A 13,956-nucleotide genomic window follows, 5' to 3' on the forward strand; every position below is an offset into this window, starting at 1 on the left:
CTACAGGCTATTCCATGAACCCGTCACGCCGTAAACTGCCTCCATTAAATGCCCTGCGCGCCTTTGAAGCTTCGGGCCGCAGACTGAATTTCCGCGCCGCGGCGGACGAATTGCGCGTCACGCAAGGCGCGGTCGCGCAACAGGTCCGGGCATTGGAGGATCATCTCGGTCTTACGCTGTTTCATCGCCTGCCACGTGGACTTGCCTTAACCACGCAAGGCGCGAACTATCTGGTGGATGTGACCCGCGCCTTTGACACGCTAGGAGAAGCGACTGGGCGGCTTCTCGACCGACCGGAGACTGTTACGATCAGTGTCACGCCAACTGTCGCGGCGAAACTACTCATTCCAAGGCTGGCAAGACTTCATGCCGATCTTACAGGCGTGGAGCTACGCACAGTTGCAACGGAGACCATTTCCGATTTTGATCGAGACAATGTGGACATTGCGGTGCGCCTCACCCGTCCGCCTTTTCCATCTACACTTGATGCAAAGTTACTGTTTCGCCAGGAACTGGTGGCTGTCGCCAGCCCCTATCTTATCGATGGACGTCCGTTACCGCTGACAAGCGAACAGCTTCGGGAAATGCCGCTCCTACACGATGCGCATAATCACTGGCCCGAACTTCTCGGCTCAAAAGGAAAACTGCCGGGTGCGATGTTCAACCAGACGGCGCTTGCATTGGATGCTGCTCTTGCCGGTCAAGGCGTCGCTCTCGCATGTAGAGCCTTCGTTGCGTCCGACCTGGCGGCCGGACGACTGGTGCAAGTGGCCGAGCCTACAATCATGATAGAACCAGATTATTACCTTATCCGCAAACGCTCGACCTCACCGAGAAAGGCCGTCGATGCCGTTTGGAACTGGTGTTCTGAACGGTTGCTTCTGCCCGAAATGAAGTAAGGCCGAAAATGCATAGTCTTGCTAAAGGTTAGCCGACGTCCCGAAACCGTCTGTTTTCTAGAACCCAGAAGAAGACAATTGTTATGACGAGCACGATCAGAAGCAGGATGAATGCTGCTGCCGAACCCTCGTTGAGGGAGAGCCCGAGAAACGCCTGTCTATAGGCGAAGAAGCTCAAGACTTCCGTCGACGTGCCGGGGCCGCCCTTTGTGAGAACATAGGTCAGATCATACGTGCGGAACTCATTGATCAGTTGGATGATGATGGCGATAGCCGCAACGGGACGCAACATCGGTAAGGTCAGATACCAGAACTGTTCGATCTTGCCCGCGCCGTCCACTTCTGCCGCCTCGTAAGGGTCACGCGGAAGCGAAGCCAGTCCAGCCGCAAGGATCAAAACGACAAAGGACGTTTGCTGCCAGATATCGATGGCCGCCATAGACCAGATCGCGAGGTCTGACGAGCCAAGCCAGTCGAGCCTTGGCAGGCCAATGGTCTCCATCATGTGGTTCACGATGCCCAGATTGGGCTGCAACAGCATGCGCCAGATAAGGGCGACACTGACCGGAGACATAGCCATAGGAATGGTCAGGATTGCGAAATAGATAGGCTTGGTTTTCACGACAGCATTCAGCATGAGCGCGATCCCCAGCCCGAGTATGAACTCGGCAACCACAGTGACGATCGAGTATTTGACCGTCAGCCACAGAGAACTCCAGAACTGCGCGTTGCTCATGATCCGCGCATAGTTTTCAAAGCCAGTGAACGGCAACAGTGATGGCCGCATCAGCGTCATCGAGGAAATCGACATCAGCACCGCATAAAGAAGCGGCAACCCCATGACGACGGCAAGGGTCAGTAGGCCAGGTAGGGAAAACGCCCAACCAGTTTTCCAGGTGCGGTCGATTGCAGTGGTGGACGTGGACATACGAACGTTTCCTAGAATGCCGGCGGGATGAAACTGAAGATTTTTTGCCGCCCTCCCCTTCAACAGACAGGGCGGCAAAAGTGTTACTTCTTGAGAAGGTCTTCCAGACCGGAAGCGGCTGCCTTTATGGCTGCGTCTGGCGTAATCTCGCCACCTGCCGCCTGCGATACTTGTGTACCGAGCACATCTTCATACTGTGCCGAATAGGCGAATATCGGGAACGATTTTCCAGAAGCGACTACATCCAGAGCCTGCTCATAGAACGGATACTTCTTCAGGACTTCAGCGTCCTTGTAGACAGCTTCGCTGACCGGGGCATGGCCCTCAAGTGCACGTGCAACGCCGATCTTCTTGCTCTGGACCCACTTGATGAACGTCCAGGCTGCTTCCTGTGCTTCCGGCGATGCGTTCTTTGGAATACCCCAACCCCAACCACCGCTTTCGCCATGGCCGCCCGGCATCACGGAAAGACCAACCTTGCCAGCGACATTGGGGCACTTTTCGGCATTGTCCATCTGAGGCAGCATCCACCAATAGGTGACCATGCTGAAAGCATCGCCGCTGCACATCAGGCGCATCGTATCGTCCAGCGTGGCGGACAGTGCACCTTGTTGGGCTGCATTCTTGATCGCATCAACATACAGCGTCAGCGCCTTGACGGCTTCCGGGCTGTCGAGCGTAACCTTGCGGTCCTTGTCGAGATAGCCGCCACCTGCCGAGAACAAGTAGTTGGAGAACTCCATGCTGTTCGGGTCACCGCGCTGTCCCTGCATGGCCGCGCCAGCCACATTTGCCTTCGCCTTCATGAATTTGGCGACCTGCACATAGTCTTCTAGCGTTTCGGGCTTCTTCAGCTCAGCATTGAATTCGCTCTTGTAGGCTTCCTTGAGCTTTGGATCTTCCAGCAAGTCTTTTCGATAAAGCATGCCCATTGAGTAATTATACATCGGCAGGATCGGCATTGCTTCATCGGTCCGGCCAAGCAGATCCAGCGTCGAGGGGATAAACTCGGACAGATCAAGCTTGTCGCGTTCGGCAAGAGGCTTCAGATCGGTCAACCAACCGGCAGCCGGGAATTCGCCCGCCCACAGGAAGTCTACCTCAAGGAGATTGTAATAGCTCTCCGGCGAAACAAGCTGCGTGGCAAGCTTGTCATGCATATCACCATAGCCGACCTTCTCAAATTCCACCTTGATGCCGGTTTCTTTCTCGAAATCCGGCAACAATTTTTCAATGATGTGCGTCTCGGGCACATCTTCCATCAGTGCGCGCAGCGTGACGGTTTCCGCCTGTGCGTATCCCACACCCGCCAGAAGAAGCAGGCTGACGCCTGCCATCAGTTTGTTCCCATATCTCAGCATTTTCGTGGTTCCCTTTGTTTTGTTTACCCGCATGCAATTTATCTTGGCGTCATTTGACGCTGCCGAATGTGAGTCCCTGCACGATGAAGCGCTGGATGAAACGCGATGCAATCACGAGAGGCAAAATAGCCAGAATGACGCCAGCCGCCACTTTCGCAATCTGAACTCCGTTGGACGTCTGCAGAGAGGCAAGACCGACAGGCACGGTCGCTGTCGCCGGGCCGCTTAGCACCAGTGCGAACAGAAATTCGTTCCAGGCAAGGATGAAACCCAGCACACCCGCTGCCGCGATACCCGGCAGTGAAACCGGCACGACGATGCGCCAGAACGCACCCCAGGCACTGGCACCATCTGTCTGCGCGGCCCATTCCAGATCGACAGGAATACCCTCAAAGAAACCCATGAGAATCCAGATCAGGAATGGCAGATTGATAGCAGCATATGCAATCGTCAGGCCGAGCACAGAATTGGTCATACCCACCGAGCGAAACAACATGAAGGCTGGCAAGACAATCGCTACGGGCGGAAGCATCTGTGTGGCAAGCACCGTAAAGCGGGCCAGCGGACCGCCGGTCTTGAAGCGGGCAAAGGCATAGCCCGTCATAGCCGCAAAGGGCAAAGCGAGCAGCACAGAGCCCGTCGCCACAATCAGACTGTTGAGGTAATAGACGCCAAAGCGCTTTTGCGTGAACAGATCCACATAGTTCTGGAAGGTGAACTGCGGCATCAGTTCTGTGGAATAGGCCATCTGCTCTGGCACAAAACTCGTTCGCAATGTCCACAGCAATGGTAACAGGATCGCAAGCGATACGACGAAAAGGCCCGTATGGATGACTATCTTGCGCATCGCCATCTCCTAGACCGTCACAAGGCCGGGTTCTAACGGCGGTCGTTTGATCACCTTTTCGGTCTCGGCATCAAAGAGATGCATCGGTCTTGTATCGATAAACAACCGTACCTGTTGCCCGACTTCAGCGGTAAAGTGGCGGCTCACGCGGGCATTGAGTTCCAGCGGCCTGTCATTTCCGATCTGCCCGATGACAACAGTTTCCACGCCCAGTTTTTCGACGGCAACGACAGTCAGATCAAGCGGCTGCCAATCGGGATTGTTCTGGGCTTCGTAAATGTCTTCGGGTCTGATGCCCAGCAGAAGCGGTTTGCCGCTGCTCGCCGCATAATGCGGTTTATGCATCGCCGGAATGCGGATATCCACACCCTCACCCTTCGCCTGCAATTCGCCATCGGCAGATGACGTGAGTTGCACGGGGATGAGATTCATCGGCGGTGTTGCCAGAAATTTTGCAACGAACGTATCGGCAGGATTGGCATAGACCTCCAGAGGAGCCCCCACCTGAACCATCACGCCGTCGCGCATGATGCAGATGCGATCACCCATGGTCATGGCCTCGACCTGATCGTGCGTCACATGGATGATAGTCTTGCCAAGCCTGCGATGCAGCTTGACCAGTTCAAGCCGCATTTCAGCACGCAACTGGGCATCAAGATTGGAGAGCGGTTCGTCGAGCAAAAACGCATTGGGCTCGCGGACAATCGCACGACCGAGCGCAACGCGCTGGCGCTGCCCGCCGGACAGTGCGGCGGGTTTGCGATCAATGTACTTGTTCAGCCCCAGCATATTGGCAGCATCGGAAACCTTGGCGGCAATCTCGGCGGCGGGCACGCCACGCATCTTAAGACCGAAGCCCATATTCTGCCGCACGCTCATATGGGGATAGAGTGCATAAGATTGAAACACGACCGCAACATTGCGATCTTTTGGCGGGAGCCGTGTCACGGATTTACCACCAATACGCAGGTCGCCGGAGGTGATACCCTCGAGCCCTGCAATCATGCGTAATGTCGTCGATTTCCCACAACCAGACGGGCCGAGAAAAATCACAAACTCGCCATCTTCGATCTTAAGATCGACATCACGCACCCCATAGGCGCCATTGGCGTATAGTTTGGAGACGTGTTCTAGTTCGATCGACGCCATTCAGGTCTACCCTTCTGCACGATCAGCGACACGGGCCATTTTTAGCCGACCGCCGTTATTCCCCTGGAGGTGACTGCACGTTGTCAGCCATTCTTGTTCGTGGGCGCTTCGCGCTTGGCGTGAAGCGCCTTGTCCGTACTAGGTCGTATAGACGCCGCCGGTCACATTGATGCCTTGTCCGGTCATAAAGCGCGCGCCATCCGAGCAGAGGAAGACAACCACTTCGGCGACATCTTCCGGCTCTTCAAGACGGCCAAGTGGGGTCTGCGACACGTAATCGGCAATGACCTGTTCGGGTGTAATGCCACGCAGTTCTGCCTCCCATTCCACTTCACGCGATTGCATGGAGGTTTTCACGAAACCGGGACAAACCGCATTCACGCGAATTCCATTCGGCGCGAGTTCCCGCGCCAGGGCCTGCGTCCAACCGAGAACTGCAAATTTGCTTGCCGAGTAATGCGCCAGAAGCGGTGCGCCAATCTTGGCGGCGAGCGACGCCGTGTTGACGATCACGCCCTTGGTGTCGCTGGCGAGAAAATAACGGGCCGCAATCTGATTGGTCAGAAATACGCCGCGTGTATTGACGTCGAAATTGAAGTCCCACTCTTTGTCAGTGAGGTCAACGGCACGGTTCATCGTTGAAACACCGGCATTTGCCGCGACAATATCAAGGCCACCCCATTGGGCGATCAGCGCTTCGAAGCCTGCCTCAACGGACGCGCGCTGGCTGACATCCATCGCCAGTCCGACAGCATCGCTGCCAAGCTCGCTAGCAGCGCGCTTCGCAGCATCACCGTTGATATCGGCAATAGCAATGCGAACGCCATGGCGCGCCAATGCACGCGCAATCGCATTGCCTATGCCGGAAGCAGCACCCGTCACAATGGCGCGCTTTCCGTTCAGTTCGCTGGCCAGTTTGCCCGGCATTGCAGCGTTTGTCATTTTGTTCACCCTCGGAACGAATGTTATCGATCGCGAAAAAGCATATTCATTGTTTGATTATGTTGGCAATACATAAAATTATGTTCGTTTATGTTTTTTTACGATTGCTTTTGTTCGATCCTTCTCCTAATGAATAAATTGAATGCCTGGTCGAACCACCGGAGGAAAGCATGACGGACAAGCAAAGGGACATCCAGCCAGCGGAAGCAAAACGGCTGCCTGCCCGCGTTCGCCATGCTCATCTCGTCGACGCCGCCCGTAAGCGCGGATTTCTCCAGGTTGTTGATATCGCTGCCGAACTCGGCGTTTCAGAAATGACCATTCGGCGCGATCTCGTTGAACTGGAACGCGATGGCCTGCTGGTGCGGACCCATGGCGGGGCCGTTATCGATGAGGACGCACCCGAACCGTTTCTCGACCGCGAAGAGCCCGCCTTTTCGGCCCGCCTCCGCGAACACAATCCTGAAAAGATGAGCATCGTCGCCAAGGCGCTGGAGCTTGTTGAACGCCGTATGAGTGTCGCGCTTGATGTCGGTTCCACCACCTATCTGCTGGCGGAAGCCCTGTGCGACACCGTGGGCGTCAAGTTTTTTACTTCCAGCCTCCGGACCGCGCAGCTTCTCGGCGGCGCACAACGCGAAGTCTATGTCCCTGCGGGTCAGATCCGCGGTGAAGAGCTTTCCATCTGTGGCAAGTCAGCCTGCGATGAATTTGAACGCCTGTGGTTTGATATCGCCTTTATTGGCGTTTCAGGCATTACAGCAGACGGCCTCTTCGATTATTCGCCGGAAGACAGTGACCTGAAGCGGGTTTACCTGCGCCGAGCCAATCGCAAGGTGCTTCTCTGCCATAGCGCCAAGTTCAACCACATGTCGCTCATCAGGATCGCCGACCTCAACGAGATCGATACCCTGATCAGTGACGCGGCCCCGCCTCCCAATATCGCCAGCGCGCTTTCCAGAGCGAATGTCGAGATCATTATCGCTCCCCCCGTTACAGGCATTTGACCGGAAATTTCCATGAGCTGTGTTCTAGGTCTTGATATCGGCACCACCTCTACGATCGGCATTCTCGTGCGACTTCCGGACGAAGTGCTTGGTATTGTATCCAGGCCCGTTACCCTGACGTCACGCCAGCCCGGCTGGGCGGAAGAGGACCCAGAACAATGGTGGAGCAATTGCTGCGCCATTACTGAGGAGCTGATTGAGATTGCCGGTGTGTCGGCGTCAGATATTGTCAGTGTCGGCGTCACTGGCATGTTGCCAGCCGTTGTTCTTCTGGATGAGAATGGCGCGGTCCTCCGCCCCAGCATCCAGCAAAGTGATGGACGCGTTGCCGCCGAGGTCGCGGAACTACGCAATGAAATTGATGAAGCCGAATTCATTACCAAAGCTGGCAATGGCATAAACCAGCAGCTTGTCGCCACCAAGCTACGCTGGATCGAACGGCATGAACCGGAGGTCTTTGCCAGAATTGCAACCGTGTTCGGCTCCTATGATTACATTAACTGGAAGCTAACGGGCGAACGGCGGATCGAACAGAATTGGGCTCTTGAAGCTGGTTTTGTCGATATCGCAACCAATGAGCTATCACCCGAACTGATCGGTCTCACCCATCTGCCTTTGTCGGCCGTTCCCGCGAAGGTTTCATCTCATGCGATCATGGGATCGATAACCAAAACTGCGGCCCTCTCAACAGGCCTTGCAGAAGGAACATCGGTGGTCGGCGGCGCTGCTGATATGATCGCTTCCGCACTTGCGGCAGGTGTTTCGCAAGAAGGTCAGGTACTGCTCAAATTTGGTGGTGCACTCGACATTCTGGTTGCAACGGCAAAGGCCGCGCCCGATCCGCGCATGTTCCTCGACTACCATCTGGTGCCGGGGCTTTATATGCCGAATGGTTGCATGTCGACTGGTGGTTCCGGCCTCAACTGGTTTGCCGAAAACTTTGCAGGCGGCGAGAAACAAGCAGCGATTGATGCTGGTTTAAGCCTGCACCAGCATCTCGATACGCTTGCCGCGAAAATCGATGCCGGCGCTGACGGCGTGGCGATTGTGCCGTATTTTCTTGGCGAGAAGACCCCAATCCACGATCCCTTCGCCCGAGGCACCATTACCGGCCTCAGCCTCAATCACAAGGTCGGCCATCTTTGGCGGGCTTTGCTTGAATCCTATGCCTATGCTGCACGTCACCATATCGAAGTGCTTCAGGATATGGGACACCGCCCCAACCAGTATCTCGCTTCCGACGGCGGCGCGAACAGCCGCGTATGGATGCAGATCGTGGCAGATGTTTTGCAGGCTCCAATCCGGCAACTGAAGGGCCATCCCGGCTCGTCGCTTGGCGCAGCCTGGGCAGCGGCTGTAGGTGCCGAGGCAGTCAACGGCTGGTCAGGAATTGCTGCTTTCGTTGAAAACGGCGACTTCATTCTTCCAAGACCCGAAAATGCGGCGACTTACGCCAGCGGTTACCAACGTTTCCGCGAGATCTACACCAACCTCAAGCCGCTTTACAGAGAGTAATCACGACGATGACAATCAAAGCCATCGCATGGGATATTGACGGTACGCTCGTCGATAGCGAGCCGCTTCACCATAAAGCACTTCTGGCCGGTACGGCGCATTTCGGCACCGATCTCAGCGATATTCCAGAAGAACGCTTTCGCGGGGTCCATATGGATGCCGTTTTTGAAGCGGTCAAACCGCGCCTGCCATCCGATTTGAGCTTTACACCGTGGATCGAACGCATTCGCGATCACTACATCGCCCATGCAGCTGAACTGCGGCCAATAGTTGGCGTGCTTGAAGCGATGGACGCTGCCATGGACTACGGTCTTTTGCAGGTATGCGTCTCGAATTCGGGTCGCAACATTGTTGACACCAACATCGCCGCGCTTGGAATTGCAGACAAACTTCGCTTTTCCATCAGCATTAACGATGTGCTGCATGGCAAGCCCGATCCAGAGCCTTATCTGGCTGCGGCTGAGCGGCTGCGCCTTGACCCAACAGAGATGATTGCAATCGAAGACAGTTTGACGGGAGCAATCTCGGCCCGTGCCGCAGGCATGAAGGTCGTCGGCTACGGTTTGGCCGAACAGGCTGGAAATCCAATCGATCATTACCTGCATCACTATGCAGAGTTACCGGCAATCCTGCGCGCTCACATGTGAGCGTGCAGACCACATGAAGATCAACCGACCAGAGGTCGGAAGAAGAATACGAAGCTAACGCCGTCTCCGGATAGACCCGAAGACGGTCACAACAAAGGGGTTCACTATGAGCAAGTTTTTTGATCTTTTCCCGACGAAGAAGCCCATCATTGCGATGGTGCATCTTAACCCGATGCCTGGCACTCCGCTTTACGACGCGGAAGCAGGTATTGAAGGTATCGTCGAGGCGGCGCGTCGCGATCTCACGGCCTTGCAGGATGCCGATGTCGATGCTGTCATGTTCGGTAACGAAAACGACCGTCCATACGAACTTGCTGTCGATGTCGCTTCCACGGCAACCATGGCCTATGTCATCGGCCGTCTGCGTGGTGAAATCGCAAAGCCTTTCGGCGTCAACGTTCTCTGGGACCCCAAAAGCTCGGTCGCTTTGGCCACAGCAACAGGCGCATCATTCATGCGCGAAATCCTGACCGGTACCTACGCCTCCGACATGGGGCCGTGGACGCCAAATGCGGGCGAAACGATGCGCTATCGCAATCGTCTTGGCCGTTCGGATCTTGTTATGCTGGATAACGTATCTGCTGAGTTCGCTGATTCAATGGATCGCCGCCCCCTGCCCGACCGGGCGCGTTCGGCTGTCTTTTCGTCCATTCCGGATGCCGTTCTGGTGTCGGGCACGATCACGGGTGAAGCCGCTAATGTTTCGGACCTCGAAGCCGTCAAGCGGGTGCTGCCAAACACGGCGGTACTGGCCAATACGGGCGTGCGTCATGCAACCGTTGCCGATATCCTCAAGATTGCCGATGGCTGCATTGTCGGATCGTCGCTAAAGGTCGATGGCAATACCTGGAACGCGGTCGATCCTGAGCGCGCCAAGGAATTCATGAACATCGTGAAAAAAGCCCGCAAGGACTAATGAAAAGACAATCGCGCGCGGTGCATGTTCACCGCGCGCGATTGACGCCGATCACGCTCCCAGAGGCTGTGCCAGACGAGCCCGATGCCGGCTCAATCGCTCGATCAATATCGGCAAGCCCGTACCCGCCACAATCAGACAACCAATAACGACCTTTTGCCAATAGGATGGCACACCCGCCATCAACAGCGTCGTATTGATCATTGTGATGACAAATACACCAAGTAGCGTCCCGAGCACTGTACCGTGACCACCTGTTATTCGGGCTCCACCGAGAACAACGGCAGCGATGACATTCAGTTCCGTACCGACCAGATCGAACGGATTTGCCATGCGCGACAGGGTCATATGGGTCATGCCGGCGAGACCAGCAATCGCGCCCGCCAGAACATAGATCAATAGCTTGACGCGTCCCACACGGATGCCGATGCGCGCAGCCGCCTCTTCCGAGCCGCCAATGGCGTAGATTTTCCGCCCAAACAGCGTGAAATTCATGATGAAGGCAACGAATAAAGCCACCCCTACCAGCACAAAGAATGACATGGGAAGCGACACCATCTGGCCCAGTGCGTTTTCCATCCGCACCAGAATGCTGCGAGCGAAATTGATAACTTCACGCGGCACAGACGTGATGTACATCGTCCCGACGAAGGTCAGCAATGCACCCCGAAAAAGGCTCATTGTACCAAGCGTAACGATAAGCGTCGGCAGACCTAACCCGCCGACCAGTATTCCATTGATGAGGCCAAGACCGGCACCAATGAGAGCTGCCAGCCCGAAATAGGCAATAATCGGAACATGGATGTCGATACCCATGACGATTTTCACCGTCGCATACATCGCAAAGGCGCCGATTGCCGTGCAGGATACGTCGATACCGCCGGATGCCAGCACCATCATGACACCCAGCGCAAATATTCCGGTCACCAGTGAGTTTCGTGCCAGGTCTATCAGCGTTGCGGGCGAGAAGAACGCCGGATTGAGAATACTCAGCACAATCGCAAAAGCGACTGCCGTCAGAAAGACAACGCCCTGCGGTGTGGACAGCACCCGGATCAATGAATTGTTCATGGCCGGTCCTCCCGAATGACTTCCTGATAGAGCGTTTCCTCGTCGATATCACCGGCATCGAAACTGGCCACAATTCGTCCCTTCACCATCACCTTGATTGTATCGGACAGTGCTATTGCCTCGCCGATGTCGTCAGTCACCACCAGAACCGCTGTTCCCGAACGGCTCAGTGCGAGCAGTAATTCGTGAATTTCCCGCTTGGAGCCGACATCGACGCCGACCGTCGGGCCATTGAGAATAAGCAGCTTCGGCTTTCGCTCCATCCAACGCGCCAGAACGACACGCTGTTGATTGCCGCCAGAAAGTGTCACCACTGGTGGAAAGACACTGGGGGTTTTGATACGCAACCGTTTAACGGCTTCACGCGCGCGCTCCGTCAGGCTTGACGCACTGACGATGCCGCCCTTGGTATCCGCATCAAGGCTTGAGACGATGATGTTTTCACGGATCGGCTGATTGAGAAAAAGCCCTTCTGTCAGACGATCTTCCGGCACATAGGCAATGCCGCGCTCCATCGCGTCAGCGGGAGCCGTGAGACGCAGTTGTCCGCTCGCATCTTCAATGCGACCTTCGTCCGGTGTAAGACATCCAAACAAAGCCAATGCAAGTTCCGTTCGCCCTGACCCCAGAAGGCCCACGACAGATATGATTTCGCCCGCGCGTAAATCGAGATTGATCGCGGCGAACTGGCCCCGTCTTCCGAGATTGCGCACTTTGAATATCGCTTCCGAAGGCCTGACCACCTCACGCGCCAGACGCTGGCTGTCAATTGGTCGACCCGACATTGCCTCTACGAGACGCGGTGGATCGAATTCACCAATCGGCCCTGCAACCACAACATGACCATCACGCAGAACAGTGACGCTGTCGCAAACCGCAAAAACTTCTTCGATCTTATGGCTGACAAACAGAAAGGCTACACCCTCAGCCTTCAGTGCAAAGACGATATCAAGAAGCTTTGCGACCTCACTGCGAGTCAAGGCTGTGGTGGGCTCATCCATAACGATGATGCGCGCATCATTGGCAAGCGCACGCGCAATAGCAACCAGCTGCTTTGAAGCAACAGGCAGTTTTTCGACAAGAATATCGGGGTCGATGTCAACCTTCATCCTTGCAAGCGTTTCAATCGCCCGCTTGCGTCCAGACAAGCGGTTGAAGAAGCTCTTGTTCTCGGTAACGGCTGCCAGAAAGCTTACGTTCTCCCAGACTGTCAGATTGGGGAAAAGCGCGAAGTCCTGATAGATGACCGAGAGCCCCGCCGCTATTGCGGCTTTTGCGTCATTGTCGATGTGCTTGCCGCCAATCGTGACCGTACCGGCGTCGGCACGAACGACACCGGACAGTATCTTGATCAACGTCGATTTGCCGGATCCGTTTTCACCGGCCAGACAGCGCACCTCGCCCGGTCGCAGGCTTAAGCCGACATCTTCCAGTACCCGGACGGGACCATAAGACTTGGCGACAGCCTGCATTTCCAGAACGAAAGCGCCGGAATTCTGCTTATCACTCATGCAGTTCTCCCATAGAGGCCGCCGGTTGCCCGGCGGCCCATCATCCATGGATCAGAAGTCGTAATTGCCCATATTATCTTTGGTCACATCGACCCAAGCCTGGCCGTAGACGACCTTGTCCTTGAGCTGAACCTTGTTGTAGCCCTCGACACCAAGGTCCATTCCATCGGTCACAGCCTTGCCGTCAATTGCCATCGCTGCGAGCTTGTTCATGGCGATGCCAGCCTTGGCCGGATCCCAGAACGAGATCATGTTGATCGTACCGCTTTCAAGATAAGGGCCTGCAACCGAAACAAGGCTGGTCCCAACAATCTTGACCTTGCCTTCAAGCCCAGCTTCCTCGACAGCAAGCGCCGCACCCGCAACATCTTCACCTGCCGAGCCCTGAATGCCCTTGAGGTTCGGGTAGGTTCTCAACAGTTCCTTGGTCTTGGCATAGGCCGTCTGCTGCTGCTCGTTGCTCTCGATTTTGTCGGTCGCGAGCTTCATCTTCGGATAATGCTCTTTCTGATAGGCAATGGCTGCATCAACCCATTCATTGTGGGTCTTTGCCGTCAGATGGCCAACGAAAACCGCATATTCACCCTCTTCGCCCATGGCCTCGGCCAGTGCTTTCATCAGATGTTCGCCATAGGCGCCATTGTCGAAGGCTTCGACGTCATAGGTGACGTTCTTCATGCTAGATGCTTCGTGGCCGATTACCTTGATTCCGGCCTGCAACGCCTTGCCCAACACGGGTTCCAGAGCTTCGGGAGAGTTCGGCACTACGGTGATCGCGTCCACCTTCTTGGCAATCAGGTCTTCGATCAGCTGAACCTGCAGGGCAGCGTCAGCCGAAGCAGGTCCGATCTGCGTCGCGTTGTTTCCGCTTTCCTTCGCATACTCCTTCACGCCGGTTTCCATGCGATTGAACCAGGCGATGCCGGAAAGTTTGACGACAGTGACGATGGTGTGTTTTGCATCCTGCGCGTTGGCATAGAATGCACCACCAGCAACAATAGCTGCGCTGACAGCGAGTCCGGCTGCAATTTTCCTCAAGCTGATATTCATTGTTATTCCCTCCGTTGGTTCACCCCTGCTTGCCTCCCCGGCAATCAGTCAGGCTATAGTCTGGCGAAGCTTCTGCGGCTTTCACCAATTCTTGTCCGGGCGCATGACAGCGC

The 13,956-nt window shown here is 55.6% G+C and carries 13 protein-coding genes; 5 read left to right on the forward strand and 8 right to left on the reverse strand.

What is annotated here, in order from left to right; genetic code table 11:
- The first annotated feature begins 14 nt into the window (after nt 1–14).
- Nucleotides 15–899: a LysR substrate-binding domain-containing protein gene (locus QBD01_RS16390; RefSeq protein WP_280993703.1), complete on the forward strand. Its 885-nt coding sequence runs from the start codon at nt 15–17 to the stop codon at nt 897–899.
- A gap of 28 nt (nt 900–927) precedes the next feature.
- On the opposite strand, the gene QBD01_RS16395 is transcribed toward QBD01_RS16390, so the two are convergent.
- The 5 genes from QBD01_RS16395 to QBD01_RS16415 form a co-directional block, all read right to left on the reverse strand.
- A complete protein-coding gene (locus QBD01_RS16395; protein ID WP_138785591.1) occupies nt 928–1,827 on the reverse strand; it encodes a carbohydrate ABC transporter permease in 900 nt (299 codons plus the stop codon).
- Nucleotides 1,828–1,910: 83 nt separating this feature from the next.
- A complete protein-coding gene (locus tag QBD01_RS16400; RefSeq protein ID WP_280993704.1) occupies nt 1,911–3,188 on the reverse strand; it encodes an extracellular solute-binding protein in 1,278 nt (425 codons plus the stop codon).
- 49 nt (nt 3,189–3,237) lie between these two features.
- A complete protein-coding gene (locus tag QBD01_RS16405) occupies nt 3,238–4,035 on the reverse strand; it encodes a carbohydrate ABC transporter permease (protein WP_182521442.1) in 798 nt (265 codons plus the stop codon).
- A gap of 9 nt (nt 4,036–4,044) precedes the next feature.
- Nucleotides 4,045–5,184 carry an ABC transporter ATP-binding protein gene (locus QBD01_RS16410; RefSeq protein ID WP_278376185.1) on the reverse strand — a complete coding sequence of 380 codons (1,140 nt, stop codon included), beginning with the start codon at nt 5,182–5,184 and terminating at the stop codon, nt 4,045–4,047.
- Nucleotides 5,185–5,322: 138 nt separating this feature from the next.
- Nucleotides 5,323–6,126, reverse strand: a complete 804-nt coding sequence (locus QBD01_RS16415) for an SDR family NAD(P)-dependent oxidoreductase (RefSeq protein ID WP_280993705.1) — start codon at nt 6,124–6,126, stop codon at nt 5,323–5,325.
- Nucleotides 6,127–6,296: 170 nt separating this feature from the next.
- Here QBD01_RS16415 and QBD01_RS16420 point away from each other — a divergent pair, with 170 nt between their 5' ends.
- From QBD01_RS16420 to QBD01_RS16435, 4 genes are all read left to right on the forward strand, one after another.
- Nucleotides 6,297–7,133, forward strand: a complete 837-nt coding sequence (locus QBD01_RS16420) for a DeoR/GlpR family DNA-binding transcription regulator (protein WP_280993706.1) — start codon at nt 6,297–6,299, stop codon at nt 7,131–7,133.
- Nucleotides 7,134–7,145: 12 nt separating this feature from the next.
- Nucleotides 7,146–8,648, forward strand: coding sequence for an FGGY-family carbohydrate kinase (locus QBD01_RS16425; protein WP_280993707.1), 1,503 nt, complete (start codon nt 7,146–7,148; stop codon nt 8,646–8,648).
- 8 nt (nt 8,649–8,656) lie between these two features.
- Nucleotides 8,657–9,295, forward strand: a complete 639-nt coding sequence (locus QBD01_RS16430; RefSeq protein WP_280993708.1) for an HAD family phosphatase — start codon at nt 8,657–8,659, stop codon at nt 9,293–9,295.
- Nucleotides 9,296–9,401: 106 nt separating this feature from the next.
- Entirely contained in the window at nt 9,402–10,211 is an 810-nt protein-coding gene (locus QBD01_RS16435) for a BtpA/SgcQ family protein (RefSeq protein WP_182521447.1), read from the forward strand.
- Nucleotides 10,212–10,262: 51 nt separating this feature from the next.
- Here the strand turns inward: QBD01_RS16435 and QBD01_RS16440 are convergent, their stop codons facing one another.
- From QBD01_RS16440 to QBD01_RS16450, 3 genes are read right to left on the reverse strand one after another with little or no spacing between them, the layout of a single operon-like run.
- Complete coding sequence (locus QBD01_RS16440; RefSeq protein WP_280993709.1) at nt 10,263–11,282, reverse strand: ABC transporter permease; 1,020 nt, start codon at nt 11,280–11,282, stop codon at nt 10,263–10,265.
- A complete protein-coding gene (locus QBD01_RS16445; protein WP_280993710.1) occupies nt 11,279–12,793 on the reverse strand; it encodes a sugar ABC transporter ATP-binding protein in 1,515 nt (504 codons plus the stop codon). Before QBD01_RS16445 ends, QBD01_RS16440 begins: the two co-directional genes overlap by 4 nt.
- A gap of 51 nt (nt 12,794–12,844) precedes the next feature.
- Nucleotides 12,845–13,843 (reverse strand): autoinducer 2 ABC transporter substrate-binding protein, encoded by a 999-nt coding sequence (locus QBD01_RS16450; protein ID WP_280993711.1) that lies wholly within the window; start codon nt 13,841–13,843, stop codon nt 12,845–12,847.
- Between the last annotated feature and the right edge of the window lie 113 nt (nt 13,844–13,956).

It is taken from the genome of Ochrobactrum sp. 19YEA23 (assembly GCF_029909865.1).
Taxonomy (GTDB): Bacteria; Pseudomonadota; Alphaproteobacteria; order Rhizobiales; family Rhizobiaceae; genus Brucella; species Brucella gambitense.

Excerpts from the sequence above, each read along its gene's own strand:
- QBD01_RS16405 (WP_182521442.1), bottom strand. The coding sequence starts at position 4,035 with ATGCGCAAGATAGTCATCCATACGGGCCTTTTCGTCGTATCGCTTGCG.
- QBD01_RS16430 (WP_280993708.1), top strand. The coding sequence starts at position 8,657 with ATGACAATCAAAGCCATCGCATGGGATATTGACGGTACGCTCGTCGAT.
- QBD01_RS16410 (WP_278376185.1), bottom strand. The coding sequence starts at position 5,184 with ATGGCGTCGATCGAACTAGAACACGTCTCCAAACTATACGCCAATGGC.
- QBD01_RS16415 (WP_280993705.1), bottom strand. The coding sequence starts at position 6,126 with ATGACAAACGCTGCAATGCCGGGCAAACTGGCCAGCGAACTGAACGGA.
- QBD01_RS16395 (WP_138785591.1), bottom strand. The coding sequence starts at position 1,827 with ATGTCCACGTCCACCACTGCAATCGACCGCACCTGGAAAACTGGTTGG.
- QBD01_RS16440 (WP_280993709.1), bottom strand. The coding sequence starts at position 11,282 with ATGAACAATTCATTGATCCGGGTGCTGTCCACACCGCAGGGCGTTGTC.
- QBD01_RS16420 (WP_280993706.1), top strand. The coding sequence starts at position 6,297 with ATGACGGACAAGCAAAGGGACATCCAGCCAGCGGAAGCAAAACGGCTG.
- QBD01_RS16425 (WP_280993707.1), top strand. The coding sequence starts at position 7,146 with ATGAGCTGTGTTCTAGGTCTTGATATCGGCACCACCTCTACGATCGGC.
- QBD01_RS16400 (WP_280993704.1), bottom strand. The coding sequence starts at position 3,188 with ATGCTGAGATATGGGAACAAACTGATGGCAGGCGTCAGCCTGCTTCTT.
- QBD01_RS16450 (WP_280993711.1), bottom strand. The coding sequence starts at position 13,843 with ATGAATATCAGCTTGAGGAAAATTGCAGCCGGACTCGCTGTCAGCGCA.
- QBD01_RS16445 (WP_280993710.1), bottom strand. The coding sequence starts at position 12,793 with ATGAGTGATAAGCAGAATTCCGGCGCTTTCGTTCTGGAAATGCAGGCT.
- QBD01_RS16435 (WP_182521447.1), top strand. The coding sequence starts at position 9,402 with ATGAGCAAGTTTTTTGATCTTTTCCCGACGAAGAAGCCCATCATTGCG.
- QBD01_RS16390 (WP_280993703.1), top strand. The coding sequence starts at position 15 with ATGAACCCGTCACGCCGTAAACTGCCTCCATTAAATGCCCTGCGCGCC.